This window comes from Saccharothrix sabaoui, from assembly GCF_051756985.1.
In the GTDB taxonomy this organism is placed as follows: domain Bacteria; phylum Actinomycetota; class Actinomycetes; order Mycobacteriales; family Pseudonocardiaceae; genus Actinosynnema.
In genome coordinates, this window is the sequence record NZ_JBPKJK010000132.1 from 1 (window position 1) to 26,012 (window position 26,012).

General features: G+C 74.9%; 26 protein-coding genes. 7 read left to right on the plus strand and 19 right to left on the minus strand.

The features are described 5' to 3' along the window. A partial coding sequence (locus ACR807_RS31145) for an MFS transporter (protein ID WP_438925033.1) occupies window positions 1-1,375 on the minus strand: 1,375 nt, incomplete at its 3' end. A 121-nt stretch (window positions 1,376-1,496) separates the two neighbouring features. Beyond that, a complete protein-coding gene (locus ACR807_RS31150; protein ID WP_438925034.1) occupies window positions 1,497-2,270 on the minus strand; it encodes a glycerophosphodiester phosphodiesterase family protein in 774 nt (257 codons plus the stop codon). An 83-nt stretch (window positions 2,271-2,353) separates the two neighbouring features. On the opposite strand from ACR807_RS31150, the gene ACR807_RS31155 reads away from it, so the two are divergent. The 3 genes from ACR807_RS31155 to ACR807_RS31165 all read left to right on the plus strand — a co-directional run bounded on the left by ACR807_RS31155 (window position 2,354) and on the right by ACR807_RS31165 (window position 5,702). Further along, a complete protein-coding gene (locus ACR807_RS31155; protein WP_438925035.1) occupies window positions 2,354-2,710 on the plus strand; it encodes a hypothetical protein in 357 nt (118 codons plus the stop codon). Window positions 2,711-2,921: 211 nt separating this feature from the next. Further along, window positions 2,922-4,952 (plus strand): putative bifunctional diguanylate cyclase/phosphodiesterase, encoded by a 2,031-nt coding sequence (locus ACR807_RS31160; RefSeq protein WP_438925036.1) that lies wholly within the window; start codon window positions 2,922-2,924, stop codon window positions 4,950-4,952. A 99-nt stretch (window positions 4,953-5,051) separates the two neighbouring features. Next, complete coding sequence (locus tag ACR807_RS31165; RefSeq protein WP_438925037.1) at window positions 5,052-5,702, plus strand: VOC family protein; 651 nt, start codon at window positions 5,052-5,054, stop codon at window positions 5,700-5,702. A 10-nt stretch (window positions 5,703-5,712) separates the two neighbouring features. Here ACR807_RS31165 and shbA read toward each other — a convergent pair whose 3' ends face one another. From shbA to ACR807_RS31210, 9 genes are all read right to left on the minus strand, one after another. Next, window positions 5,713-6,267, minus strand: coding sequence for an RNA polymerase sigma factor ShbA (gene shbA / locus ACR807_RS31170; RefSeq protein ID WP_438925058.1), 555 nt, complete (start codon window positions 6,265-6,267; stop codon window positions 5,713-5,715). 291 nt (window positions 6,268-6,558) lie between these two features. After that, window positions 6,559-7,020, minus strand: a complete 462-nt coding sequence (locus ACR807_RS31175) for a PPOX class F420-dependent oxidoreductase (RefSeq protein WP_438925038.1) — start codon at window positions 7,018-7,020, stop codon at window positions 6,559-6,561. Between the two features lie 64 nt (window positions 7,021-7,084). Further along, the gene (locus ACR807_RS31180; RefSeq protein ID WP_438925039.1) at window positions 7,085-10,195 is read right to left on the minus strand and encodes an ATP-binding protein; all 3,111 of its coding nucleotides are present in this window, start codon (window positions 10,193-10,195) and stop codon (window positions 7,085-7,087) included. A 129-nt stretch (window positions 10,196-10,324) separates the two neighbouring features. After that, entirely contained in the window at window positions 10,325-10,873 is a 549-nt protein-coding gene (locus ACR807_RS31185) for a GrpB family protein (protein ID WP_438925040.1), read from the minus strand. Window positions 10,874-10,887: 14 nt separating this feature from the next. After that, on the minus strand, window positions 10,888-11,796 hold the full coding sequence (gene ligD / locus ACR807_RS31190) for a non-homologous end-joining DNA ligase (RefSeq protein WP_438925041.1): 909 nt from the start codon (window positions 11,794-11,796) through the stop codon (window positions 10,888-10,890). After that, window positions 11,783-13,246: a non-homologous end-joining DNA ligase gene (gene ligD / locus ACR807_RS31195; RefSeq protein ID WP_438925042.1), complete on the minus strand. Its 1,464-nt coding sequence runs from the start codon at window positions 13,244-13,246 to the stop codon at window positions 11,783-11,785. The genes ligD (ACR807_RS31190) and ligD (ACR807_RS31195) overlap by 14 nt, the downstream gene beginning before the upstream one ends. A gap of 15 nt (window positions 13,247-13,261) precedes the next feature. Continuing rightward, a complete protein-coding gene (ku, locus tag ACR807_RS31200) occupies window positions 13,262-14,200 on the minus strand; it encodes a non-homologous end joining protein Ku (protein ID WP_438925043.1) in 939 nt (312 codons plus the stop codon). Window positions 14,201-14,307: 107 nt separating this feature from the next. After that, window positions 14,308-15,279 carry a tyrosine-type recombinase/integrase gene (locus ACR807_RS31205; protein WP_438925044.1) on the minus strand — a complete coding sequence of 324 codons (972 nt, stop codon included), beginning with the start codon at window positions 15,277-15,279 and terminating at the stop codon, window positions 14,308-14,310. Between the two features lie 869 nt (window positions 15,280-16,148). Then, complete coding sequence (locus ACR807_RS31210) at window positions 16,149-16,565, minus strand: VOC family protein (protein ID WP_438925045.1); 417 nt, start codon at window positions 16,563-16,565, stop codon at window positions 16,149-16,151. A gap of 89 nt (window positions 16,566-16,654) precedes the next feature. Here ACR807_RS31210 and ACR807_RS31215 point away from each other — a divergent pair, with 89 nt between their 5' ends. Further along, window positions 16,655-17,593 carry a helix-turn-helix transcriptional regulator gene (locus ACR807_RS31215; RefSeq protein ID WP_438925046.1) on the plus strand — a complete coding sequence of 313 codons (939 nt, stop codon included), beginning with the start codon at window positions 16,655-16,657 and terminating at the stop codon, window positions 17,591-17,593. Here ACR807_RS31215 and ACR807_RS31220 read toward each other — a convergent pair. From ACR807_RS31220 to ACR807_RS31235, 4 genes are read right to left on the minus strand one after another with little or no spacing between them, the layout of a single operon-like run. Beyond that, entirely contained in the window at window positions 17,581-18,057 is a 477-nt protein-coding gene (locus ACR807_RS31220; RefSeq protein WP_438925047.1) for a MarR family winged helix-turn-helix transcriptional regulator, read from the minus strand. The genes ACR807_RS31215 and ACR807_RS31220 overlap by 13 nt on opposite strands. 52 nt (window positions 18,058-18,109) lie before the next feature. After that, a complete protein-coding gene (locus ACR807_RS31225; protein ID WP_438925048.1) occupies window positions 18,110-18,736 on the minus strand; it encodes a class I SAM-dependent methyltransferase in 627 nt (208 codons plus the stop codon). 47 nt (window positions 18,737-18,783) lie between these two features. Next, the gene (locus ACR807_RS31230; RefSeq protein WP_438925049.1) at window positions 18,784-19,497 is read right to left on the minus strand and encodes an SDR family oxidoreductase; all 714 of its coding nucleotides are present in this window, start codon (window positions 19,495-19,497) and stop codon (window positions 18,784-18,786) included. Further along, window positions 19,485-20,168 carry an alpha/beta fold hydrolase gene (locus ACR807_RS31235; RefSeq protein ID WP_438925050.1) on the minus strand — a complete coding sequence of 228 codons (684 nt, stop codon included), beginning with the start codon at window positions 20,166-20,168 and terminating at the stop codon, window positions 19,485-19,487. Before ACR807_RS31235 ends, ACR807_RS31230 begins: the two co-directional genes overlap by 13 nt. A 144-nt stretch (window positions 20,169-20,312) precedes the next feature. On the opposite strand from ACR807_RS31235, the gene ACR807_RS31240 reads away from it, so the two are divergent. Further along, window positions 20,313-21,209, plus strand: coding sequence for a ferredoxin family protein (locus ACR807_RS31240; protein WP_438925051.1), 897 nt, complete (start codon window positions 20,313-20,315; stop codon window positions 21,207-21,209). Here ACR807_RS31240 and ACR807_RS31245 read toward each other — a convergent pair. Both ACR807_RS31245 and ACR807_RS31250 read right to left on the minus strand, forming a co-directional pair. Further along, entirely contained in the window at window positions 21,117-21,794 is a 678-nt protein-coding gene (locus ACR807_RS31245) for a TetR/AcrR family transcriptional regulator (protein ID WP_438925052.1), read from the minus strand. The two genes, ACR807_RS31240 and ACR807_RS31245, sit on opposite strands and share 93 nt — an antisense overlap. 12 nt (window positions 21,795-21,806) lie before the next feature. After that, the gene (locus ACR807_RS31250) at window positions 21,807-21,971 is read right to left on the minus strand and encodes a hypothetical protein (protein ID WP_438925053.1); all 165 of its coding nucleotides are present in this window, start codon (window positions 21,969-21,971) and stop codon (window positions 21,807-21,809) included. Window positions 21,972-21,996: 25 nt separating this feature from the next. Between ACR807_RS31250 and ACR807_RS31255 the strand changes: the two genes are divergently transcribed. Beyond that, on the plus strand, window positions 21,997-22,560 hold the full coding sequence (locus ACR807_RS31255; RefSeq protein ID WP_438925054.1) for a CGNR zinc finger domain-containing protein: 564 nt from the start codon (window positions 21,997-21,999) through the stop codon (window positions 22,558-22,560). A gap of 4 nt (window positions 22,561-22,564) precedes the next feature. Here the strand turns inward: ACR807_RS31255 and ACR807_RS31260 are convergent, their stop codons facing one another. After that, window positions 22,565-23,563 carry a pentapeptide repeat-containing protein gene (locus ACR807_RS31260; protein ID WP_438925055.1) on the minus strand — a complete coding sequence of 333 codons (999 nt, stop codon included), beginning with the start codon at window positions 23,561-23,563 and terminating at the stop codon, window positions 22,565-22,567. Between the two features lie 111 nt (window positions 23,564-23,674). On the opposite strand from ACR807_RS31260, the gene ACR807_RS31265 reads away from it, so the two are divergent. Continuing rightward, a complete protein-coding gene (locus tag ACR807_RS31265) occupies window positions 23,675-25,042 on the plus strand; it encodes an amidase family protein (protein ID WP_438925056.1) in 1,368 nt (455 codons plus the stop codon). Window positions 25,043-25,067: 25 nt separating this feature from the next. On the opposite strand, the gene ACR807_RS31270 is transcribed toward ACR807_RS31265, so the two are convergent. Further along, window positions 25,068-26,012 (minus strand): hypothetical protein (locus tag ACR807_RS31270; protein ID WP_438925057.1); only part of this gene is annotated, 945 nt, incomplete at its 5' end.

Genomic DNA, 26,012 nt, shown 5'->3' on the forward strand with positions numbered 1-26,012 from the left:
TGCCGGAGGCGGTGATGGCCTTGCGCACCGGCACGAAGATCATCAGCACGAAGCCGAGGACGAAGAACACCACGAGGGAGACGATCGCGAGCCGGAAGGAGCCGGTGGCCTGGCCGACGCCGGCGAACACCAGCGGGCCGAGCCACGAGGTGGAGCGCTCGCCGACCTCGTAGAGGGAGAAGTACTGGGCTTCGCGGCCGGGCGGGATCATCTGGGAGAACAGCGAGCGGGACAGGGCGTTGGTGCCGCCCAGGACGATGCCGATGCCGGCGGCGAGGCCGTAGAACTGGAACTGCTGCCCGGCCTGGACGAAGAACGCGGCGGTGACGACCACGATCCACACGCACAGGCTGACCATGATGGTGCGCTTGGCGCCCCAGGAGCGGGCGAGCCGGCCGTGCAGCAGTCCGCCGAAGAAGGCGACGAACTGCACGATGAGGATGGTGGTGATCAGGACGGTCTCGTCGAGCTTGAGCTCGTCGCGGCCGTACTGGGCGGAGACGTTGGCGACGGTGGCGATGCCGTCGGTGTAGATGAGGTAGGTGGCCAGGAACGCCAGGGTCAGGGGGAACATGCGGGCCTGGCGCATGGTCTGGCGCAGTTCGGTAAAGCCGGCGGTGATGGCGCCCGCGCCGGTCTCGGTGCCGTGGGGTTCCTGGTGGCGCTTGAGGCGGGCGAGGGGGATGAGGGTGAACCCGGCCCACCACAGGCCGGAGAGGACGAACCCGACGCGGACGGCGGCGCCCTCGGACAGGCCGATGGCGTCGTGGCCGATGAACAGGGCGAGCTGCACGGCGAGGGCGAGGCCGCCGCCGAGGTAGCCGAAGGCCCAGCCGCGGGAGGAGACGGCGTCGCGTTCGTCGGGGGTGGCGATCTCGGGCAGGAAGGCGTAGTAGACGACGACGGAGGCGCCGTAGCAGATGTTGCCGAGGATGAACAGGGCGACGCCGAGGTGCCAGTTGTCGCCGCCGACGGTGGACAGGGCGATGGTGGCGGCGGAGCCGGTGAAGGCGAGCGCGGCGAGCATGCGGCGCTTGTTCTGGGTGCGGTCGGCGATGGCGCCCATGACGGGCAGGACGACGACCTGCACGACGGTGGCGATGGACAGCAGGTAGCCCCACAGGGACCCGGCGGGGAAGTAGGCGCCGAACAGGGAGATGTCGCACTGCCTCAGGGAGCCGTCGGCGCAGGCGTTGGGGCCGTTGCGGGCGGTGTCGGCGATGGCGGCTTCCTTGGCCACCGCGGTGAGGTAGCCGGAGAGGAACACGGTGACCACGGAGGTGGGGAACACCGAGTTCGCCCAGTCGTACCAGGTCCAGCCGCGTTGTTCCCGCTTGCGGTCCACGGCGGGTGCGGTGCTGTCGGCCACGCTCATGGGGGCGGACTGTATATCGGGCGCCACCCGTCGGTGGCGGTCACCACCAACCTGTTGCCTTTTCGCCCGCTGCGCGCCACCGTGCGCGACCGGCGGGGCGGTGGCGGGGCCGGCGAGGGGGTCAGGTGGTCCAGGCGCCGCGGTCGCGCAGGACGTCGCGCAGGATGTCGGGGCGGTCGGTGACGAGGCCGTCGACGCCGAGGTCGAGCAGCTCGCGCATGGCGGTGTCGGTGTCGACGGTCCAGACGTGGACCTCCAGGCCGCGGCGGTGGGCGGCGCGCACGAAGCGGGCGTCGACGACGAGGAGCCTGCCCTGGGTGCGGGGCACCTGGGCGATGAGGCCGCGCACGGGCAGGGCGACGAGGGGGACGCGGCCGGCGGCCCACAGGGCGCCGGCGGAGCGGGGGCCCATGGAGGTCATCAGGTCCGGTCCGCCCAGGCGGCGCAGCCGGGCGAGCCGCTTGTCGGAGAAGGACGCCAGGCACACGCGGTGCAGGGAGTCGGTGCGGCGCAGCGCGTCGAGGACGGGCTCGACGGCGGAGTCGGCCTTGACGTCGATGTTGAGCAGCGCGTCGGGCAGGTCCTCCAGGAGGTCTTCCAGGCGGGTGACGGGTTCGCGGCCGCCGACGTTGGCGCGCCGCACGGCCGACCAGGGTTGGGCGGCGACGGGGCCGGTGGCGTCGGTGGTGCGGTCCAGGGTGCTGTCGTGGTGCACGACGACGACCCCGTCGGAGGTGGCGTGCACGTCGGTCTCCAGGTACCGGTAGCCCTCGGCGGCGGCGCGGCGGAACGCGGCGAGCGAGTTCTCCATGCCGGCGAGTTCGCCCAGGTGCCAGCCCCGGTGGGCGTAGGCCCGGGGGTGCGGGCCGGACAGGTACGGATGGGTCGCGGTCACACCGGCAGAGTCTGCCCTGGCGGCGTGGCGCGGGGGTGACCGGTGGGTAGCGGGATACCGTCGGCCGCCATGGAGCTGGTGCTGTGGAGCTGGTGACCGAGTCCGTGGCGGCGCGCCGGGAGGAGCCCAGGCACTGCGCCTGGTGCGGGCGCCGCCTGCCCGACAGCGGCCGGATAGGGCGTCCGCGCCGGTACTGCGCGCAGCCGTGCCGGCAGCGCGCCTACGAGCGGCGTGCGGCCGTGCAGCGGGGCGGGTTGCCGGAGGACGCGGTGGTGCTGTCCTCGGGTGAGCTGGCCGACCTGCAGGACCGGCTGTTCCAGCTGCGCTGCGCGGCGGAGGACGTGGCGACGGCGGCGGCCGACGGGGCGTCGGGTGCGGAGCTGCGGCGGTTGGCCGACGAGCTGGTCGACACCGCGCGGGGCCTGGAGCGGCTGCGCTGATCCCTCCCGCCCTCTCCCCTGCCGCCCGGCTCCCTGCCGTTCCGCCCCCCGCCGTTCCGCCGCCCGCCGTCCCGGGTCCTGTTGTCGCGGGCCGCGCCGCGGCGGGTCGCGCTGCGCCGAGCGGGGCTATTCGTCGTCGGGTGGACGATCCCGGCTTGCCCGGCGCAGGTGATCTCCACCATCATGGCGCGCGGGTGGCGAGGAGGAGCGCGTGAACGGCGACGGCGCGTTGCACCGCGAGGTGCTCGACCGGGCCGACGTGGGTTTCGGTGTGACGGATCACGGCGGTGTGCTGGCCTGGGTGAACCCGGCGCTGGCCGATGTCCTCGGGGTGCCCGCGGAGCAGGTCGTGGGCCGTTCCCTGCCGGCGCTGCTGCCCGGCGCGCCCGACCGGCCGCGCTCGGGTCTGGCGCTGCTCACCCCGTCGACCTACCGCGGCGGTCACCGGTGGCTGGAGGTGACCTGCCAGCCGCTGGGCGGGCAGGGGCAGCTGCTGTACCGGGTGGTCGACGTGACGGCGTGGCGGGACCGGGAGCTGGAGGCCACCCACGAGGCCGACGCGCTGCGCCGCGCGCAGGTGCTGGGCCGGATGGGCACCTGGGAGTGGCACGTCCCCGAGGACCGCGTGGTGTGGTCGGACACGCTGCTGGAGATGTTCGGGTTCCCGCCCGGCACGAAGCTCGACTTCGACGGCTACGCGGCGCTGGTGCACCCCGACGACCTGGCGATGATCCAGGCGACGCTGGAGGAGGCGATGCGGTCGGGCGCGGGGTTCTCCTACACCCACCGCATGATGCTCGCCGACCGCACCACCGAGCGCTGGTTCGAGTGCTTCGGGGAGATCGAGTCCGACGCCGACGGGACCCCGAAGCGGGTGCTGGGCACCGCGCATGACATCACCCGCGCGCGCCGCGTGCACGACGAGCTGCTGGCACTGGCCGAGCAGGACCCGCTGACGGGGCTGGCGAACCGGCGCGCGGTGACCCGGGAGCTGGAGCGGCAGCTGGCCACCGGCGGGTCCGGGGCGATGCTGCTGCTGGACCTGGACAACTTCAAGGACGTCAACGACCTGCGCGGGCACGCCGTCGGGGACCGGCTGATGAAGGCGCTGGCGGGGGCGTTGCGCTCGCGCCTGGAGCCGGGGCAGCTGATCGGCCGGCTCGGCGGCGACGAGTTCGCGGTGGTGCTGCCGGGGTGCGCCCCGGCGGAGGCCTCGCGCGTCGCCGAGGTGCTGCGCGACGCGGTGGCGGCGCTGCCGCTGGTGGGGATGGCGGGCAACGTCACGGTGTCCACGGGGGTCGCCGAGTACGGCTCGGGCGACACGTGGGAGCTGGTGCTGGCCAACGCCGACCTGGCGCTGTACGCGTCGAAGGGCGCGGGCCGCAACCGGGTGACGGTCTACGAGCCGGGCCACTACGCGGACACCGCGAAGCGGGTGTCGGTGCTCGACCGGCTGCGGTCGGCGCTGGACCACGGCGGGCTGGAGCTGCACGCGATGCCGATGGTGCAGCTGGCGACGGGCCGCACGCTGGGCCACGAGCTGCTGCTGCGCCTGGTCGACGGGCAGGAGCCGCACCTGGGGCCGGCGGAGTTCCTGCCGGAGGCGGAGCGCTCGAACCTGGTGCTCGACATCGACCGGTGGGTGCTGTCCACCGCGATCGACGCGCTGGTGCGCCACCCGGACCCGGAGCTGCGGTTCAACGTCAACGTCTCGGGCCGCACCCTGGAGGACGAGGACTTCGGCGGGTTCGTGCTCGACCGCCTCGCCACGGCGGGGGTCGCGCCGGGCCGGTTGGGGTTGGAGATCACCGAGACGGCGGCGGTGACGAACCTGGACGCGGCGCGGGCGCTGGCGTTGCAGCTGCGGGCGTTCGGCTGCCGCATCACGCTGGACGACTTCGGGTCCGGGTTCGGGTCGTTCGTGCACCTCAAGCACCTGCCCATCACCGGTATCAAGATCGACGGCGAGTTCGTGCGCGGTATCGACGAGCGGGGCGCCGACGCGGTGCTGGTGGCCGGGATCGTGCAGATCGCCCGCGGGTTGGGGCTGTCGGCGGTCGCGGAGTGGGTGGAGCGGCCGGCGCAGGTCGAGGCGTTGACCCGGTTGGGGGTGCGCGTCGGGCAGGGCTTCCACCTGGGGCGTCCCGTGCCGCTGGCGCAGGTCCTCGCGGCGCGGCCGAAGCCGCCGAACGGAGCATTGTCGCCGCGCCTGGCCGGTGCGGAGGATGGGGCGCGCTCCTAGACCACCGCCGCCGCCCCTGTTCTCCGTCCCCCTGTCTCCGCCTCCCTGTTCTCCGCCTCCCGCGTCCTCCGCCCCGCCGCCCGATGGGAACCCGCCGCCGTGCCCGCTACCGTCCCCAGCCCGTCGCGCGGTGTGCGCCGCGTCGAACTGGGCGTCCCCGCGCCCGAACCCGTCGCCGAGTTCTACGCCGCCCTGCTGGGGTGGGTGATCATCGCCGAGCCGGACGGGTCGTTCACCGGCTGGGTGGGCGACCGGTTGGCCACCCGCGTGCACGCCGGGCAGCCGGGGCTGCGGGTGGTGTTCGCGGGCGCGGCGCCGCGCGAGCTGCGCGACGGCGTGGCGGTGGACCTGGGCCGGGTGCTGCACGGCCCGTGGGCGCCCGCGCCGCGGCCGGGCGAGCCGTGCTGGGTGGAGCACCTGGGGCCCACCGAGGACGACTACTGGGCCGGCGAGCTGGGGTGGCGGGTGCGCGACCCGGGGGCGGCGTTCACCCTCTACGACGCCGTGCCGGCGGGGGAGCGCCGCCCGGTGGCGGGCCGGCTGACCGGCGGCCGGGGCGGGTGGACGTGCTACTACGCCGTGCCCGACGTCGAGCGGGCCGCCCGGGCGGCCGTGGAGTGCGGCGGGGCGGTGGTGATCGCGCCGACGACGGTGCCCACCGGGGTGGTGGCGGCGTTGAGCGACCCGTCGGGCTCGGTGTTCGCGGTGTTGCAGGACCCGCCCGGCTGGGGCGGCGCCTGGAGCCAGTAGCGGGTAGCGGTCAGGGTCGGCCGAGGGTGCGGCGCAGCCGTTGCAGGGCCCGGTGCTGGGCGACCCGCACGGCGCCGGGGGTGGAGCCCACGGCCTCGGCGGTCTCCTCCGCCGACAGGCCCACCACCACGCGCAGCACCACGATCTCCCGCTGCTTGGCGGGCAGCAGCCCCAGCAGCGCCCCCAGCCGCAGCGACAGCTCGCCCCGCAACGCCCGCTGCTCGGGTCCCGGCTCGTCGCCGGCGTCGTCGGGCACCTGCGCCACCGGCTCGGAGCGGTTGCGGGCCGCCGCGCGGTGGGCGTCGGCGACCTTGTGCGCGGCGACGCCGTAGACGAACGCCAGGAACGGCCGGCCCCGGTCGTGGTAGGCGGGCAGCGCCCGCAGCACGCCCAGGCACACCTCCTGGGCGACGTCGTCGGCGGAGGCGGAGGCGCGTTCCCCGCGGCCCAGCCGGGCCCGGCAGTAGCGCACCACCAACGGCCGCACGAGCGCCAGCAGCGTCTCGACCGCGCGCCGGTCGCCCGCCACGGCGGCGTCCAGGACCGCGTCCGGCGGCACGGGCACGACCTGCGACGACCTCACCTCCACCGGGACCGCGGGACCCGCGTCCGCACCCGGGTCGTCCGCACCGCCGCACGGGTCGCCGGGATCGCCGGCCGCGGCGCCGGGAAGCGGATCGGCGGTCGCGGTCGGGGCGGGCGGTGGCGCAGGCGCGGTAGGTGTCCCCACGACCCACCACTGTCGCGCCACCCGGCCGAGACGACGCCGCAATCGTGCACGCTCAGCCCCAACTCACCCACAAGGGTGACTGTCCGGGCCGGTTCGAGGCCGGTTCGAGGGCCGTTCGAGGGCGGTTCAGCCGGCCAGTTCGGGCGGGAACCCACCCGTGGCGACCGGACCCCACCGTTCGACGGTCACCCGGATCAGCGACTTGCCCTGGCGGCGCATCGCCTCGCGGTACTCGTCCCAGTCCGGGTGCTCACCCGAGATGCACCGGTAGTAGTCCACCAGCGGCTCCAGCGCCTCGGGCAGGTCGAGCACCTCCGCGGTGCCGTCGACCTGCACCCACGGACCGTCCCAGTCGTCGGAGAGCACGCACAGGCTCACCCGCGGGTCGCGGCGGGCGTTGCGGACCTTCGCCCGACCCGGGTAGGTCGACACCACCACCCGGCCCGCCCCGTCCACACCGCACGTCACCGGCGAGGTCTGCGGGCCGCCGTCACCGCGCGCGGTGATCAGCAGCGCCCGGTGACGGGGCCGCAGGAACTCCAGCAGCTCGTCGCGGGACACGGTGTCGGCGGTGGCGATCCTCGGCATGCCCGAAAGCCTAGACCGCACCCCGGGACACGACACCCGGACGCGGGGGAGCCGGGGGAGCCGCTCACCCCGCCGCCGGAGACCGCCCGTCGAGCACGTCGAGCACCCCGTCGAGGTCCAACGCACGCCCCCGCGCCACCCACCGCCCGTAGTCCCCGCCCAACACCCGCCGCGCCACCTCCGCGTCGGGCACCGCACCCCCCGCACCCCGCAACACCCGCCCCGCGCCGACCAGCAGCGCCGCCAACTCCGCCTCACCCGCCACAGCCCCGGCGCGGGCGTCGGCCACCCGCGCCCGCGCGTCCGCCGCCCGCACCGCCACCAACTGGTTGCCCCACGCCCGCGCCGCCCGCACCGCCTCGACCACCCACCCCAACGCCCCGCCCACCTCACCCGCCGCCAACGCCACCCGCGCCCGCGCCACGTGGATGAACCCGCGCACCTGCTCCGGCCCGAACCAGCCCGCCGGGCACACCCGCCACGCCTCCTCGCACCACCCGCGCGCCCCCTCCACGTCACCGCGCAGCAACGCCACCTCCGCCATCCCCAACCGCGCCGCCGCCACCGTCTCCACCGTGCCCTGCGAGCACGCCAGCACCACCGCCTCCTCCAGGTCGGCCCACGCCGCCGCCACGTCACCCCGCTCGCACGCCCACTCCGCCCGCAGGCACAGCAGACCCGCCGTGTGCTCACTGGCCCCCAGCTCGCGCGAGAACCCCAACGCCTCGCCCAGGAACCCCTCCGCCACCCCCGCCCGACCCCGCGCCCACGCCACCTCCGCCAACTGCGCCGCCGACAACGCCGTGCCCCACCGCTCACCCACCGCCCGGAACCCCGCCGACGCCGCCGAGTGCTCCCGCCACGCCCCCTCCAGGTCACCCGCGTACTGCGCGTACATGCCCGCGCCCAACCGCCCCAGCGCCCGGCTCCACGGATCACGCCCCACCAGGTTCTCCCGCGCCGCCGCCACCACCGGCGGGTCCGAGGACGCCACCCCGAACGCCATGCCCCACAGCACCGTCAGGAACGGCAACCGCGGCGGCCCCGCGAAACCCCGCCCGTCCGCCGCCACCGGCACCCCACCCCCCGCGACCCCGCCGGCCGCCGTCGACGAGGCGTTGAGCACGCACACCAGGTGCTCCTCCTCCGCACCCGGCGGCGCCACCGCGCCCACCGCCGCCACCACCTCCGCCGCCAACTGCGCCCCCTCCGTGCGCAACCCCCGCAACCAGTACGGCCACCCCAGCTCCGCCGCCAGGCGCACCGCCAACGCGTGGTCGTGCACCGCCCCCCACCGCACCGCCGCCCGCAGGTTCGCCTGCTCACCCACCAGCACCGGCAGCAACACCACCTGCTCCGCGGTGAACAACCCCGGCACCACCCGCCGCGCCACCGCCAGGAAGTGCTCGGCGTGCGCACGCCGCACCGCCCCACCCTCCCCGGCCTCCGCCAACCGGGCCGCGCAGAACTCCCGGATCGTCTCCACCATCCGGTAACGGTCCCCGACCACCTCCACCAGCGACTTCTCCACCAACGACGGCAACAGCTCGTCCACCTCCGGCCCGCCCGGCGCCTCCGGGCACGCCGCCCCGCACACCACCTCCGCGTCGGACAACCGCGCCCCGTCGGCGAACACCGCCAACCTGCGCGCCACCACCCGCTCCGCCGGCGACAACAACCCCCAGCTCCACTCCACCACCGCGTGCAGCGTCCGGTGCCGCGCCGGGGCCGCCCGCGACCCGCGCGACAACAACCGGAACCGGTCGCCCAACCGCGCCGCCACCTCCGCCACCGGCAACGACCGCACCCGCGCCGCCGCCAGCTCGATCGCCAGCGGCAACCCGTCCAACGCCCGGCAGATCCCCGCCACCACCTCCAGCACCGGCTCCACCCGGAACCCCGGGCTCACCGCCGCCGCCCGGTCCGCGAACAACCGCACCGCCGCCGACCCCGCCCCGCCCACCGGCAGCGGCGGCACCGGCCGCACCACCTCGCCGGTGATCCCCAACGCCTCCCGCGACGTCGCCAGCACCCGCACCCCCGGGCACCCCGCCAACACCGCCCCCACCACCGCCGCCGCGTCGTCCACCACGTGCTCACAGCCGTCCACCACCAGCAGCACCCGCCGCTCGGCCAACGCCGCCACCAGCCGCGCCACCGCACCCCCCGGCCCCGGCGGCCCCTCCCGCAACCCCAGCGCCGCCGCCATCGCCCCCGGCACGTCACCACCCGCCGCGACCACCGACAGGTCGACGAACACCACCTCACCGGCGTCCGCCCCCGCCACCTCCACCGCCAACCGCGTCTTGCCCGCCCCGCCCGGACCCGTCACCGTCACCAACCGCGACGACCCCAACGCGCCCGCGACCAGCGCCGACTCCGCCTCGCGCCCCACGAAGCTCGTCAGCTGCGCCGGCAGCCCGTGCCGCACCCCACTCCCACCCGACCCGACCGCGTCGGACCGCACCGCACCGGACCCGGCCGCGTCGACACCCGCCACCCCTCCCGGTACCCCGGACCCGCCCGACCCCGGCGACGCCGCCTCGTCCCGCAGCACCTCGCCGTGCGCCGCCGCCAACACGGGGGAGGGGTCCACCCCCAACTCCTCGGCCAACACCCGCCGCGCCCCCGCGAAGACCTCCAACGCCTCCGCCCGACGCCCCTCCCGGTGCAACGCCCGCACCAACCGCGCCACCAACCGCTCCCGCGTCGGGTGCGCCGCCACCAACTCCCGCACCACACCCACCGGCACCGCGTCGTGCTCCTCCACCGCCCGCAGCCGCAGCTCCTCCCACCGGGCCGCCGCCACCGCCGCGAACGGCGCGTCACCCACGTCGCACAACGCCGGACCGCGCCACAACGCCAACGCCTCACCCGGCCGCCCCCGCGCCACCAGCTCCTCGAACCGCAGCGCGTCGACCTCCCACGGGTCCACCACCAGCCGGTACCCGCCCGGGGAACGCTCCACCGCCACGTCCAGCACCGCCCGCAACCGCGACACCTGCGACTGGACCGCGTTGACCACCCCCGCCGGCGGGTGCTGCCCGTACAGGGCCTCGCCCACCCGCGACAACCCCACCACCCGGCCCGCGTCCACCAGCAGCACCGCCAACAACGCCCGCAACCGCACGCCCCCGACCGGGACCGGCGTCCCGTCCGCGCGCCTCACCAGCATCGGACCGAGCACACCGAACCGCACCCGCCGGATTCTTCCGCACCACCACCCACCCGCGCCGCCACTCCACCCACACCACCGGGGGACGACCGACACACCACCACGGCGACACCACCGGGGGAGCGGGGGTCAGGCGCGACCCAGGATCTCCGCGATCACCCCGGCCTTGGCGTCCGCGTACTGCTGCACGTACGCCCACTCCCGCGCCGCCAACTCCCGCTTCACCGACTCGTACAACTCCCGGTCCGCCGCCGACGCCCGCAACCGGTCCCGGAACGCCACCACCCGCGCCACCTCCGGATCACCCGCCGTGTGCACGTGCAGGTTCACGTTGGTGTCCGGCCCCTTGAACATCCGGTGCTCGAACCACCCCGGCTCCCGGACCACCAACACGTACCCCACCGCCTCCAACGCCGGCGCGTACGACGACTCGTCCGCCGAGTCCGCCACCTCCAGCACCACGTCCACCACCGGCTTCGCCGCCAACCCCGGCACCGACGTCGACCCCACGTGCCGCACCCGCACCACCGCGTCACCCAACGCGCCCCGGACCCGCGCCACCTCCCGCGCGTACAACCCCGGCCACGCCGGGTCGTACGCCACCAACGTCACCCGACCGTCCAACCGCGGCGCACCACCCACGAACGCCGCCCGGATCTCCTCCTCCGACAGACCCACACCCCACCCCCTCGTCACCGCGGCAACCGCCCCGCACCACCCACCGCGAACAGGTCCCCGTCCGCCGCCACCCGCTCCAGCACCTCCTCCGCCAGGAACACCAGGTCACCCGGCGACCGACACCCCTCCACCTCCGCCCACGACACCGGCGTCGACACCGACGGCACCTCCCGCGCCCGCAACGAGTACGGCGCCACCGTCGTCTTCCCCGGGTTGTTCTGCGACCAGTCCACCAACACCCGCCCCGGCCGCAACGACCTCGTCATCCGCCACACCACCTCGTCCGGCGACTCCTCCGCCAACCGCAACGCCACCGACCTCGCGTACCGCGACGTCCGCTCCGGCGACGACACCCGCACCGACGCGTACACCTGCAACCCCTTCGACCCCGACGTCTTCACCCGCGCCACCAGACCGTCCCCCTCCAACACCTCCCGCACCCGGCACGCCACCCGGCAGCACTCCACCACCGTCGCCGGCTCACCCGGGTCCAGGTCGAACACCACCAGGTCGGGGGAGCGGCGCGCACCCCGCGCACCCACCACCCACTGCGGCACGTGCAACTCCAACGCCGCCAGGTTCGCCAACCACACCAACGTCGCCAACCCGTCCACCACCACGAAGTCCGCGAACTCCGCCCCCTTCGCCGACCCCGGCGTCGGCACCCGCACCGTGCGCACCCACTCCGGCGCGTGCGACGGCACGTTCTTCTCGAAGAACGACCTGCCACCCACCCCGTCCGGGAACCGCCGCACCGTCACCGGCCGATCCCGCACGTGCGGCAACAACACCGGCGCCACCCGCGCGTAGTAGTCGACCACCTCCGCCTTCGTGAACCCCACCCCCGGGTACAGCACCTTGTCCAGGTTCGTCAGCCCCACCCGACGCCCCTCCACCAGCACCACCGCCTCAGACGTCGACACGACGCACCTCCCCGGGCACCTTGTCCGACCGCAACCCCCGCCACACCGCGAACCGCAACCGCCCGTCCGCCGTCCACCCCCGGTGCGCCACCTCGCCCACCAACTCCGGCCGCACCCACCGCGCACCCCGAGCCCGCGCCCTCGGCACCCCCGACACCCCCGCCGACGTCGCCGCGAACGGCGACCGCCCCACCTCCGACGCCCGCAACCGCCGCGTCAACCCCTCCAGCTCCGCCCGGTCGAACCCCGTCCCCACCGACCCCGCGAACACCAACCCCGACCCGTCCCACACCCCCAGCAACAACGACCCCACCACCCCCGCGCGCTTCCCCCCACCCGGCCGCCACCCCCCGACCACCACCTCCTGCGTCGCCACCGCCGTCACCTTCACCCACTGCGGCGACCGCACACCCGGCACGTACCGCGAATCCAGCCGCTTCGCCACCACCCCCTCCAACCCCCGCTCCCGCGACGCCGCCAACACCGCCGCACCCTCACCCGGGAACGACGGCGGCACCGCCCACCGGGCACCCCCCAACCCCAACCCCTCCAACAGCTCCCGCCGCCGCGAGTACGGCAACCCCACCGTCGACGCCCCGTCCAGGTGCAGCACGTCGAACACCAGGTACGTCACCGGCACCCCACCCGCCAACCGCCGCGCCTGCGCCCCGTTCGCGTGCATCCGCCGCTGCAACGCCGCGAAACTCGGCCGCCCACCCGCCAACGCCACGACCTCGCCGTCCAACACCACCTCGGTCGCACCCAACTGCGCACCCAACCCCTGCAACTCCGGGTACGTCGCCGTCACGTCGTTGCCCAACCGCGACACCAACCGCACCCGACCGCCCTGCACCCGCGCCAGGACCCGCACCCCGTCCCACTTGAACTCGAACGCCCACCGCGACCCCGGCGACGGCAACTCCCGCGCCGGCGTCGCCGACATCGGCACCAGCGCCTCCGGCAACGCCACCCACCCCGGCCGCGCCGCCCCGTGCCGCCGCCGCACCATCCAGTCCCGCCCACCCGACGACGACCGGAAGAACACGAACCCGCCCTCCACCCGCGACCCGTGCAGCACCACGTCCACCTCGCGGTCCGACCACGACACCACCTCGTAGCGACCCCGGTCCCACACCACCACCCGCCCCGCCCCGTACTCGCCCCTCGGGATCACCCCCGAGAACGACGCGTACTCCACCGGGTGATCCTCCGTGCGCACCGCCAACCGCACCGCACCCGGCTCCGACGGCAACCCCTTGGGCACCGCCCACGACACCAGCACCCCGCCCCGCTCCAACCGCACGTCCCAGTGCAACGCCGACGCGTGGTGCTCCTGGATCACGAACGTGTCGTCACCACCGACCGGCACCACCACGCCCTCGGCCGGCACCGGCTCCGGCGTCCGCCCCGCGACCCGCTTGCCCCGGTACTCCGACAGGTCCCCACCCATGCGCGCCCCCGCGCCTCAGGCGGGCTTCGCCTTCTTCGCCGGAGCCTTCTTCGCCGCCGGCTTCCGACCACCCGCCGACCCACCCGCCGCCGCGGACTTCTTCACCGCGGGCTCCTTCCCCCCAGACTTCCCCGCCGCGGACTCTCCCGCCGCCGGCTTCCGCCCCGCCGACCGACCACCCCGAGACGACCGCGCCGCCTCCACACTGCGCTCCAACGCCGTCATCAGGTCGATCACCTCACCGGAATCCACCGACTCCGGCCGCTCCGGCAACTCCGCACCCTCCGCCTTCGCCTCGATCAACCGCCGCATCGCATCCGTGTAGTCGTCCGTGAAACCAGCCGGGTCGAACGACCCCGCCATCGACTCCACCAACGACGCCGCCATCGTCAACTCCTGCGGACGCACCGACACATCCGAATCCACGAACTCGAAACCCGGCTCCCGGATCTCATCCGGCCACAACATCGTGTGCATCACCAGCAACCCGCCCCGCGCCCGCACCACCGCCAACGTCTCCCGCTGACGAATGGTGATCTTCACGACCGCGAGCTGCCCACTGCGCTCCAAAGCCATCCGCAAGAGCACGTACGGACGCAACGCCGCCTTGTCCGGCTCCAAGTAGTAGACCTTCTGGAAGAAGATCGGATCGACCTCCTCCACCGGCACGAACTCCACCACGTCGATCGCGTGATCCGTGTTGACCGGCAACTTGTCGAAATCCTCGTCACCCATCACCACCAGACGACCGTCCTCCAGCTCGTACCCCTTCGCCACATCGGCGTACGCGACCTCCTCGCCGCACACCTCGCACACCCGCCGGTACCGGATGCGCCCACCGTCCTCCCGGTGCACCTGGTGGAACCGGAAGTCGTGCTCCTCCGTCGCGGCGTACATCCGCACACCGATCGTCACCAACCCGAAGGAGATCGCCCCACGCCACACGGACCTCATACGAGAAGACTTCCCGCACCACCCCGGTCCGCACCAACACCGCACCCGAACGACCTAACAATCCCGCAACGAAAACCCCGGCAGACCGGGGGAGAAGCACCCCACCACTAATCCCGCCGCGGCAACCGCCCCAACGACACGTACGTCCGATTACCCGCCGCCGCCGCACGCCGCTCCCGCGCCGTCGCCTCGATGTAGTTCTGCGACGTCGCCAACGACGCATGACCCAACAACGCCATGATCTCCGACGCCGACGCACCGTCCTCCGCCAACCGCGTCGCGAACGTGTGGCGCAACGCGTGCAAGTTCGCCCCCGACGGCACCCGATCGTGCAACCCCGCCCACCGGAAGCACGACCGCACCAAGTACTCCAACCCACCACGCCCGATCGGCTCACCATGCCGATCCCGCACCAACGCCGACCCCCGGTCGAACCGCCCCTGCGGAAAACGCCGACGACACGACACCAGGTACTCCTCGATCACCCGATCCATCGCCGGCTCGATCGGCACCGACCGATCCCGGTTCCCCTTACCCGCCACGTGCAACCGCCGCTCACCCGGCCGACCCACCACCGACGCCAACGTCAACGTCCGCATCTCCGCCGACCGCAATCCCGCCACCAACCCCAACGCCAACACCAGCACATCCCGCTCCGGCCACGGATCACGCCCCTTCCGCGCCCCCTCCGCCACCGCCGTCAACAACCGCTCCGGCGTGTCCTCACCCCGCAACGGCTTCGGCACCAACGGCGGCGTCTTCGGCCGCGCCACCGCACCCATCGGGTTCCCCGGCACCAAGTCCTCCGCCACGCAGAACGTCAAGAACTGGTTCCACGTCGACCACGCCCGCAACACCGACGACTTCGCGTGCGAATCCGCGAACACCCCGAACGCCACCCGCAGGTTCCCCGCCGACAAGTCCTCGATCACCAACTCCGCCACCGGCCGCGACACCACCTCCGCCAACAACACCGTCACCCCCGCCAGGTCACGCCGGTAGGCGGCAGTCGTGTGCGGCGAGTCCTTCCGAGGACGACGAGCGAGGAAGAACTGCTCCTGAGCGGCGAGAACACGCATGTCGATCTTCCTACCGCACCCCACCGACAAAACCGACCGGCACGGCCTGAACGGGGGAGCGGGCGCGTCGCCCGACGACCCGCGCAGGGGAGAGGGCCGGCGGTCCTCGGGCAGGGGCGGGTGAGAGGGGACAGGACGCCCAGGACGGCCGAGAAGGTAGAGACGTCACCCCGGAAGTCAGCGGCAGGGCGGAGGTTCGGCGTCATCCCCGGAGGTTCGGTAGCAGGGCGGGAGGTTCGAGGCGTTGGGCGTTTCGTCCGCTTGCTGCCGGTCTCAGCGATAACTCCGTTTTGATGGATAATGGCGATTATCCATCATTTACTGGTCCGGAAGGGGCTGGGCCGCGATCGGGGGATGCCCCTTCCGGCAACCTTCCGCCGGCCGCGCCGGGCCCTCCGATGCGCGTTGTCGACGGTGTGCGCGCACGCGACCGCGTGCCGACGCCGCCGGGCCAGGGCGATCTGGCCCGGCGAGACCACGAGGCCGAGGCGGGCGGGTCGGCCCGGTCGATGATCACCACGGGTCGGCGGGTTCGGCGACGACGGCCATCGACCGGCCCCGGCCCGGCACACCACCGTTGATCCGTCACTGTGACGTTTTGTGGGTGGTGTGCCGGGCCGGTCGGGCTTCGCCGTCGAACGCCTCCCGAGGCCCCGGGCTCGACCCCTCGCTGCGAGTGTCGGCCTGTGGCGGCGTTGGGTGGCGCTCAGCGGCGTTCGGCGCGGGCGACGGTCGGCCGGCGGTGTTCGGTGCACGGTGCGTGCGTGCGTCGGTCGACGTGCGTCCGGCCGGTGTGGACGGTCCTCGTCCGGGGCCCTCTCACCAGCCGTTCCGCAACGCCGATAATTTACATTATGTTAAGTAAGTCGTCAGGGTCGCTTCCCCGCCCCCTCAAACCGCCCCAGCACCTCGAAGTAGTGCGCGTTGGTCATGATGCCCAGGACGTTGCCGAACGGGTCGAGCACGCTGGCGGTCACGAAGCCCTCCCCGCGCACGGTCGGCGGGTGGTGCGGGCGGGCGCCGAGTTCGGTGAGGCGGGTGAGGGTGGCGTCGAGGTCGTCGACGGCCCAGTACGCGATGGCGCCGGCGGGTGCGTCGGTGACGTCGTGCGGCGCGTAGGCGCTGTTGACGATGCCGAACTCGTGCTGGTAGTCGCCGATGCGCCATTCGAGGTAGCCGCCGGGGACGCGGAAGTAGGGCTCGGTGCCGAGGAGTTCGGTGTACCAGGCCGCGGCGGCGTCGAGGTCGGCGGCGAAGAAGCTGGTGGTGGTGAGTCCGCGAAGCATGTCCTACTCCCCTGTCGTTCGTGTGTCGGGTACAGGGTGGCGGGGTGAAGTGCTCACGTTGTGAGCACTTTTCGCGGGAGGATCGGTTGGTGCGTGCGGATCGGTTGGTGGCTGCCCTGTTGGTGTTGCAGGCGCGGGAGCGGGTGACGGCGGCGGAGTTGGCGGCCGAGTTGGAGGTGTCGGTGGCGACGGCGCGGCGTGATCTGGAGGCGTTGTCGTCGGCGGGTGTGCCGGTGTACGCGCAGCCGGGGCGTGGTGGTGGGTGGCGGTTGGTGGGGCGTGCGCGGACGGACTTGAGCGGGTTGACGTCGGTGGAGGCGCGGGCGTTGTTCCTGTTGTTGGGGCCGGTGGCGGGGATGTCGGCGCGGGTGCGGGGTGCGGTGCGGAAGTTGGTGGGTGCGTTGCCGGAGCCGTTCCGGGAGGACGCGCGGGTGGCGGTGGAGGCGGTGGTGGTGGACGCGGCGGCGTGGGGTGGGGTGGTGCGGGAGCGGCCGGTGTGGTTGGGGGTGTTGCAGGAGGCGGTGGTGGGGTGTCGGCGGGTGCGGTTGGTGTACGGGGGTCGTGGGGGTCGGTCGGAGCGGGTGGTGGAGCCGTGGGGGCTCGTGGACAAGGACGAGGTCTGGTACCTGGTGGCGGGTACGGAGGGTGGTCGGCGGACGTTCCGGGTGGATCGGGTGGTGTCGGTGGAGGTGGTGGAGGGGCGGTTCGTGCGGCCGGCGGGGTTCGAGTTGTCGTCGGTGTGGGGTGAGGTGGTGTCGGAGGTGGAGGCGCGGCGGTCGGTGTGTTCGGCGGTGGTGGAGGTGGAGGGGCGGTTCGCGGGGGTGTTGGCGGATCAGTTCGGGCGGCATTGCGAGGTGGTGGGTGAGGTGGGTGGTCGGGTGCGGTTGCGGGTGGGTGCGGCCACTCCCCTGATGGTGGCGCAGGTGTTGGCGGGGTGGGGTGGTGCGGTGGAGGTGGTGGAGTCGGGGGGTGTGCGGGCGGAGTTGGGGCGGTTGGGGCGTGAGTTGGTGGCGCTTTACGGCTCGTGAGGGGGGTGGAGGTGGTCGTGGACGCGGTCGCGCATGGGGCGTTGGCGCAGGGCGTGGAGGGCGGCGTCGACGAGGTCGCTGAGGGGGTGCGGGAGTTCGGCGTCGAGTTGGCGGGCGGCGGCGGTGGTGGCGTGCCACTCGGCGTCGAGGGTGGGGAGGATGGCTGTGGCGTGGTCGGTGAGGTGGACGATGCGGTGGCGGGCGTCGTCGCCGGGGTGGAGTTCGACGAGGCCGTCGCGGTGCATCTGGTTGACGGTCTGGCTGATGGCGGAGTGGGTGACGCCGATGGTGGTGGCGAGGTCGCGGATGGCTTGGGGGCCGTGGGCGGCGATGATGCGGATGACGGGTGTGTAGCGGGGGCGGAAGCCCGGTAGGCCGAGGTCGGTGTAGACGCGGGCGAGGTCTCCGTCGAGTTGGTCGAGGAGGTGTCGCAGGCGGGTGCCGAGGAAGTTGGGTTGCTCCACTCCCCCAATGTAACAGCGCTGTTATTTCTTGTGTGCCGTTGCTCCGGTGGGGTCAGGCGGGTGGTGCGGGGCTCCAGACGCCGGTGGTCTTGACGGCGACGCCTTCGAGGTCGGGTGAGACGGGGACGTCGTAGGTGGCCAGTCGGGTCCAGTTCTTCGGGGTGAAGCTGCGTTGGGGGTCGCCGGCGAGGACGAGGGCGCCGCGGTGGTGGGCGGCGAGGAGGAAGTGGGTGAAGCGGGTGGCCATGTCGCGGTCGTAGAAGACGTCGCCGGCGAGGACGACGTCGATGTCGGGGCGGGTGTCGAGGAGGTCGTCGGTGCCGGTGGTGAGGGTGACGTGGTTGGCGGTGGCGTTGAGGGTGGTGGCCGCGGCGGCGAGGGGGTCGATGTCGTTGGCGGTGACGCGAGCGCCGGCGAGGGCGGCGGCGATGGCGACGAGGCCGGAGCCGCAGGCGAGGTCGAGGACGTGGCGGCCGGCGACGAGGTGGGGGTGGTCGAGGACGTGGCGGGCGAGGGCTTGGCCGCCGGCCCAGGGGAAGCCCCAGAAGGGTGGTTCGGGGGTGCCGGTGGCGTGCCAGAGGGCGATGACGTCGTCGGCGGTGTGCAGGGTGATCTCGGGGACGAGGGGTACGGGGGTGGGGGTGGTGGCGGACCTGACGAGGTCGTGGGGGTCGGGCACGCGTGCGGTTCCTCCGGGGTGCGGCGGTGGTGGGGGTGGTGTGGTGGTCACAGTCCCCCGGCGACCCGCAGGACGGCCCCGGTCGTGAAGGAGGCGGCGTCCGAGAGCAGCCAGGCCACCGCCTCGGCGATCTCCTCGGGTTCGCCGGGGCGGCGCAGCGGGATGGCGGGGGCGACCCGGTCGGGGCGGTCGGGCATGTCGGACAGTCGGTGGATGTCGGTGCGCACGGTGCCGGCGGCGACGGCGTTGACCCGGATGCCGCGTGGGCCGAGTTCCTTGGCCAGGCCGATGGTCATGGCGTCGACGGCGGCCTTGCTGGCGGCGTAGTGGACGTACTCCCCCGGGCTACCGAGGGTGGCGGCGGCCGAGGAGAGCGACACGATGGACCCGCCGCGGGTGAGGTCGCGGGCGGCGCGGCGCGCGCACAGCAGGGCGCCGACGACGTTGACGTCGACGACGCGGCGCAGGTCTTCGGTGCGCAGGTCGGCGAGGGGGCCGGCGGGGCTGGTGATGCCGGCGTTGACGACGACGCCGGTGACCTGGCCGAGGGTGGCGGCGGTGTCGAAGAGGCGGTCGACGTCGTGTTCGTCGGAGACGTCGGCGCGCACGGCCAGGCCGCCGACCTCGTCGGCGAGGGCGTGTGCGGTGTCGTGTTCGACCCGGTAGCCCAGTACGACCCGGTGTCCGTCGGCGGCGGCGCGGCGCACCACGGCCGCGCCGATCCCCCGGCTGCCGCCGGTGACGACGATCAGGCCAGCCATCCGGTCACCTCCCGGCCGACCTCGTCGGCGTGGTCGACCAGCATGTGGGCCAGGCCCGGTACCTCGACCAGTCGGGCGCCGGGCACGGCGGCGACCAGGGCGTCCTGGACGGGTCGGAACGCCGGGTACTCGTGTTGGCCGCGCACGACCAGGAGGGGGGCGGTGATCCGGTCGGCGTGGGCGAGGACGTCGAGGGGGTCGGCGGCGGCCTTCTCCCGGTCGGTCCACTCGTGGTGCTCCAGTGCGCCGGCGTCGATGGAGGCGGCCACCACGGCGGGCACGGTGACGGCGGGGTTGACCACGGCGATGCGGCGCACGGGTGTGGTGGCGCGCACGGCGGTCAGCAGGGCGACGTGTCCGCCGGCGGAGCCGCCCACGACGTCGACGGGGGTGCCGTCCCAGTCGGGCAGGGCGGCCAGGACGTCGGGTACCGCGTCGGCGGCGGTCCGCACCAGTGTCGTGTAGCGGTGCACGGCCATGGCGGTGTCGGGGACGGGCAGCGCGGGGTAGACGCGCCAGGCGGGCACGGCGTGCAGGGGCAGGGTGGCGGCCATGGCTTCGGGGGTGCCGGGTTCGCCCAGCAGGTGCCAGACCAGTACCACGCGTCCGGTGGGAGTCGGTGGCGGGAGCACCGTGAACGCGGTCCCGGTGGCTGTGTGCGTGATCGCCATGGGGTGACGCTAGTGGGGTGGGGTGGGCGGCGGCAGGGGTGTCCACCACCCGCGAACACCTACCGTGCGTGACCGGTTCGTCCCGTAGGAGTGAAGGTGGGGGCCGGCGTCACTCGAACGGCCGGATAAGGGCACCCTTACAGGGTGACCGAGCCCCGTTGCGCCGCGATCTCCGCGACCCTCGACGACCCCCAGGCGGGCACCGCCGCCGCGGCCACCGCGTGGCTGGCCCTGGAGCAACCCGGCCCGTGGGGCCGCGACGCGCTCACCCAGAGCCGGCTCGACCCCGCGCTCGGCGCCGAACTCGCCCGCCGCGCCGCCGACACCGGCGTGCGCGTCCTGCTCATCCGCCGTCCCGGCCGCCACACCGACGTCGCGGGCGCGCCGCGCCGGGTCTACCTCGCCGCCACCGCCCCCGGCGCGTCCCGGCTGCGCGCCGGGCTCGTCGCCGACCCCGCCGAGCTGCTCGACCTGGATCTCGGCGCGCTGGGCCGCGGCGAGGACACCGGGTTCGGCGAGCCCGCCGCGCACCCCGTGCTGCTGGTGTGCGCCAACAGCCGCCGCGACGCCTGCTGCGCCCTGCTCGGCCGCCCGCTGGCGCACGAGCTGGCCGCCGAGCGCGGCGAGGCGGTGTGGGAGTGCACCCACACCGGCGGGCACCGCTTCGCGCCCACCGCGGTGCTGCTGCCCACCGGTTACGCCTACGGCCGCCTCGACGCCGACTTCGCGCGCCTGCTGCTCGACCGCGCCGCCGACGGGCACGTCGTGGTCGACCGCTGCCGGGGCCGTTCCGCCCACGGCCCCGCGGGCCAGGTCGCCGAACTGGCCGTGCGCGAACGCACCGGCGAGCACCGCGACGTCCTGCACGTCGCGCACGAGACGCCCGACGAGGCCACCGTGCGGCACGACGACGGCCGTGCCTGGCGCGTCACCGTCGCCACCCGCGAGCTAACCGCCCGTCCCGTCAGCTGCGGCGCGGCCCCCACCGCGCCCGCCGCGGTCGTCGTCACCGGGGTCCACCGGCTCGTCCCCGTCGACTGAGCCCGGCCCGCCCGGGACGGCGGCCCGGAACAGGCCCAGGCCCAGGGCGTAGGGGTCGTCCAGCCCCACCCGCCGCAACGCCTCCGCCGGCAGCGCCAGCACCGACACCGCGACCCCCAGGAAGTAGGCGTCGAGCAGGCCCGCGTCGCGCGCCGTGCTCGGCAGCCCCGCCGCGGCGTGCAGCGACGCCGACGCCTCGGCGTTGGACACCGCCATGCTCCCCAGCGCCTCGCGCACCCCCGGCCGGCGCACCGCCTCCAGGTACAGCTCCGCCATCGCCAGCAGCTGCGTGGGGTCCTCCACCACCGCGCGGCGCAGCAGCGCCGGGTACAGCTCGGCGACCTCGGCCGGGGAGATGTCGCGCGGTGTCGTGTCACGCAGCCGGCCCACCGCCTCGGCGTGCAGCGACGCCATCCGCGCCGCCGCCGCCCGCAGCAGCGCGTCGCGGGTGGGGAAGTAGTTCTTCGTCGTGCCCTGCGGCACCCCCGCCGCCCGGTCCACCGCGCGGTGGGTCAACCCGCGACCGCCCTCGGCGGCCAGCACCGAGATCGCGCAGTCGCACAGCAGGTCCCGACGCCCTCCCATGGGCAGGGGACCCTAGCCGACCTCGTCGGCCGCCCCGGCGGCGGCCACCACCCGGCCCGACTCCACCACCAGCCACAACCCGCACACGCACCGCACGTAGCGCACCCGGCCGTGGGTGGAGACGGGGTGGACGGGGTCGGTGCTGGGCCACCCGCAACCGGGGCATCTGGTGTTCACGCCCCCAGCGTGATGTCATGGTTCAGTGCATTTCAACCCTTACGGCGGGACGGCGGCGCAACTCGCCGCGGCCCTGGTCAACACCGTCGCCGCCGACCCGCGCCCCGACGCGCCCGGCCCGGACGCCGCGACCCTGCTGGAGCTGCTGCGCGAGCAGGGCTACAAACCCCTCGGGGCCCTCGACGCCCGCCAGGCCCGCGAGCTGACCCGCTGGGCCGCCCGCCTCTCCCCCGTCTTCGACCACACCCCCGACCGGGTCGCCCTGGTCAACGCCCTGCTCGCCGAAGCCGCCGCCAGGCCCTACGTCTCCACCCACGACGACCGCCCGCCGCACCTGCACTTCGCCCCCGAGGACGCGCCCACCCCCGACCGCGTGCGCGCCTTCACCGCAGCCGGGCTCGCCCACGTCGTCTGCGAGGACCCCGGCCGCCTGGGCCGCTGCGCCCGACCCGGCTGCGCGGTCGTCTACGTCGACACCTCCCGCAACGGCCGCCGCCGCTACTGCACCACCCGCTGCGCCAACCGCGTCCACGTCGCCGCCCACCGCGCCGGCACCCCCGGCGACACCCCCGGCGACGGCGCCCGCTGACCCCTCAGGTGGGCAGCACGCGCCGGCCGAACCGGGCGTGCTCGAACTCCGCCTCCCCGCCGATCAACGCCGACCCGACGTCCGTGCGGCCCCGGAACCAGGCGTGCCCGAACCGCGCGTCCTGCTGGAACACCGCGTCGGTGAACAACGCCCGCCCGCCGAACAGCACGTGCCGGAAGTCCGCCGGGCCGTTGACCTCCGCCCCCGAGAAGTCCGCCCGGCCCGACACCTTCGCCCGCGCCGCCACCAGCCCCTCCACCACCTGCGCCGAGCGCAGCGACACGTTGCCCGCGAACACCGCCAGCGCGAACGACACCGACCGGGCGAACAGCGCGTCGGTGAACACCGCGTGCCGCAGGAACCGCGCGTCGGCGAAGTTCGCGTCGCCCGTCACCGTCATCGCCGTGAACCGCGCGTCGCCCACGAACACCGCGCCCGCCAGGTCCACCCGCCCCACCCGGCACCCCGACAGGTCGAGGTCCACCAGGATCGCCCCCGGCGCCACCACCTGCATCCCCGGCCAGAAGTCCCCGCCCGGCCGCAGGTGCGCCACCAGCTCCCCCTGCACCCGCCGCCGCCAGTCCGCGTCCAACCCCCGGGCCACCCCGCCGCGCAACGCCGCCACCCACGCGTCCACCACGTCCTGCCGCCGCCGCGGCACCTGCCGGCCGATCTCCGCGAGCAGCAGCAGCCCTTCCGCGTCACCCGCCCGGAACAGCCGGTTGGCCTCCCGCCACACCGACACCGGGGACGGCGGTACCGCCTCCGGGCCCACGCGCCTGCGCGCGTGCTCGGCCAACAACGCGTCGGCGCGCGCCATCCGCGCGTGCCGCACACCCACCCACACCACGACCAGCGCCACGGCGACCGGCAACAGCCACGAGGACATACCCACGATCATGCCCGCACCGCCCGCGTCGGGGGACGTACGCCCGGTCGCCGCCTGCGGACCGCCGCGCGGACCCGCCGCCGGCCCGAGCACCGCCCCCGCGGACGTGGACACCGCACCGCGCCTCCCCCGGCCCGCGCCGCCGCCCGTACCGCACCTCCACCGCGCACCACCACCGCGCGCCTGCGCGGATCACCCGCCGGCCGCTGCCCTAGGGTTCGGCCCATGGACCTGACCGACGCGTGCTACGCCGGCGCCGCGGGCCAAGCCGAACTGCTGCGCTCCGGCGCGCTCACCGCCCGCGACCTCGTCGCCGAGTGCCTGCGCCGCATCGACCGCCACGACCGGCACCTCAACGCCTTCCGCGCCGTGTTCGCCGACCGGGCGCTGGCCGACGCCGACCGCGCCGACGCCCGCCTGGCCCGGGGCGAGCACGCGCCGCTGCTCGGCGTGCCCGTCGCGGTCAAGGAGGACCTCGCCGTCGCCGGGCTGCCCACCACCGGCGGCACCGCCGCCGTCGAGACCGTCGCGCCCGCCGACAGCACCGTCGTGTCCCGCCTGCGCGACGCCGGCGCCGTCCTGCTCGGCCGCACCCGCATGCCCGAACTGGGCCTGTGGCCGCACACCGAGTCCACCTGGGCCGGCCCCACCCGCAACCCCTGGTCCCCCGACCACTCGCCCGGCGGGTCCAGCGGCGGGTCCGCCGCCGCCGTGGCCGCCGGGCTCGTCGGCGCCGCCGTGGGCACCGACGGCGCCGGCTCCGTGCGCATCCCCGCCGCCTGCACCGGCCTGTTCGGCCTCAAGCCCCGCCGCGACCACGTCACCCTCGACACCGGCCACGACACCTGGGGCGGGCTCGTCGTCGCCGGCCCCGTCACCCGCCACGTCCGCGACGCCGCCCTGCTGCTCGACGTCCTCGCGCCCGGCCACGGCCACACCCGCGCCGTCGCCGACACCCGCGCCCTGCGCGTCGCGGTGTCCCTGCGCCCCTGGGGCACCGCCATCCCCGTCGACCCCGAGGTCCGCGACGCCGTCCTCGACACCGCCGGCCTGCTCGCAGACCTCGGCCACGACGTCACCCGCACCGACCCCGACCTGCGCGCCGGCAGCGGCTCCGCCGGGTTCGCCGCCCGCTACCTGCACGTCGCCGCCACCGCGCAGGCCCGGCTGGACCGACCCGACCGGCTCGACCGCCGCACCCGCGCCGTCGGCGCCCTGGGCCGGGCGCTGCCCCGCGCCGCCGTGCGCGCCGCGCTCGCCCAGCAGGACGACCTCACCCGCCGCGCCGCGCGCCTGTTCGACGTCCACGACCTGCTGCTGACCCCCGTGCTCACCCGGCCGCCGCTGCGCGTCGGGGAGTGGGACCGCCGCCCCACCGTCGCCGCCCTGCTCGCCGCCGCCCGGATGACCGCGTTCCTGCCGCTGTGGAACATCACCGGCACCCCGGCCGCCGCCGTCCCCGCCGGGCACACCCGCACCGGGCTGCCGCTGGCCGTGCAGCTCGTCGGCGCCACCGAGACCACCGTCCTCACCGCCGCCGGGCAGCTCGAACGCGCCCGCCCCTGGGCCGACCGCCGCCCACCCGGCTACTGACCTCCCCGACCCGAGAGGGCCGGGGTCAGCCGGCGTCGTGCGCCCACGACGGCAGGCCGCCGTCCCGGTCCGCCAGCGCGGCCACCGCGCGCTCCCGCACCCCCGGCCACCCCACCGTGCCCGCCGCCAGCGACCGCAGCCGCCGCCACGCCTCCCGCGTCGGGTTCTCCAGCAGCACGCGCAGCCGCAACCCCACCGCGCGCTCCGCCCACCCCGCCCGCAGGCACTCCTCCACGCCCAGGTCCGCCAGCCGCCCCGCCGCGCCCCGCCCGCCCGTCGCGGTCAGGCCCCGCTCCACCCAGCCCACCGCCTCGTCGGCACGGCCCGCGTCGCTCAGCACCGTCGCCACCTGCAGGTAGTGCCACCCCGACGACAGGTCCCGCGCCAGCACCAGCACCTGCAGGTCCACGTCACCGGTGTGCTCGGCCAGCTCCTCCACCACCCGCAGCAGCGCCCACCGCTCCCGGTCGTAGCGGCCGGTCCGCCCGAACCCGATCACCGGCAACCGCTCGAACCGCTCCACCGCCGACGACCGGTACAGCGCCAGGCCCTCCCCGCCCAACACCGCCGCGTACGGCGCGAGCCGCACCTCCGGCGGCTCGGCGAACCCGGTCTGCAGGTGCAGCAGCCACCGCGCCAGCTCCGCCGGCGGCGGCGGGTCGTCCGCGCACGCCACCACGTGCAGGTCCACCACCCGGTCGACCAGTTCCACCAGCTCCGCCCGGTGCACCCGGTGCGCGGGCACCGCCCCCACCAGCAGTTCCGCCAGCTCCTGCGCCACCACCCGCGCCCCGGGACCGGCCAGGACCAGCTCCGAGAGACCGGCGACCACCGCGGCCAGCTCCCCCCGGCACGCGGCCCACGGCAGGTCGGGATCGGCGAGCGCGGTCGCCGCGCGGTCGGTTAAGGCGTGCACCGCGCCATCCAACCGCACCCCCGCCCGGGGCGGCACGGTCCGCCACACCCCCGT

What these genes read in the sequence shown, in the direction of transcription:
- ACR807_RS31235 (WP_438925050.1), bottom strand. Translation starts at nt 20,168, where the DNA reads ATGGCGATCACGCACACAGCCACCGGGACCGCGTTCACGGTGCTCCCG.
- ACR807_RS31205 (WP_438925044.1), bottom strand. Translation starts at nt 15,279, where the DNA reads ATGCGTGTTCTCGCCGCTCAGGAGCAGTTCTTCCTCGCTCGTCGTCCT.
- ACR807_RS31230 (WP_438925049.1), bottom strand. Translation starts at nt 19,497, where the DNA reads ATGGCTGGCCTGATCGTCGTCACCGGCGGCAGCCGGGGGATCGGCGCG.
- ligD (WP_438925042.1), bottom strand. Translation starts at nt 13,246, where the DNA reads ATGGGTGGGGACCTGTCGGAGTACCGGGGCAAGCGGGTCGCGGGGCGG.
- ACR807_RS31175 (WP_438925038.1), bottom strand. Translation starts at nt 7,020, where the DNA reads ATGCCGAGGATCGCCACCGCCGACACCGTGTCCCGCGACGAGCTGCTG.
- ku (WP_438925043.1), bottom strand. Translation starts at nt 14,200, where the DNA reads ATGAGGTCCGTGTGGCGTGGGGCGATCTCCTTCGGGTTGGTGACGATC.
- ACR807_RS31265 (WP_438925056.1), top strand. Translation starts at nt 23,675, where the DNA reads ATGGACCTGACCGACGCGTGCTACGCCGGCGCCGCGGGCCAAGCCGAA.
- ACR807_RS31210 (WP_438925045.1), bottom strand. Translation starts at nt 16,565, where the DNA reads ATGCTTCGCGGACTCACCACCACCAGCTTCTTCGCCGCCGACCTCGAC.
- ACR807_RS31180 (WP_438925039.1), bottom strand. Translation starts at nt 10,195, where the DNA reads ATGCTGGTGAGGCGCGCGGACGGGACGCCGGTCCCGGTCGGGGGCGTG.
- ACR807_RS31245 (WP_438925052.1), bottom strand. Translation starts at nt 21,794, where the DNA reads ATGGGAGGGCGTCGGGACCTGCTGTGCGACTGCGCGATCTCGGTGCTG.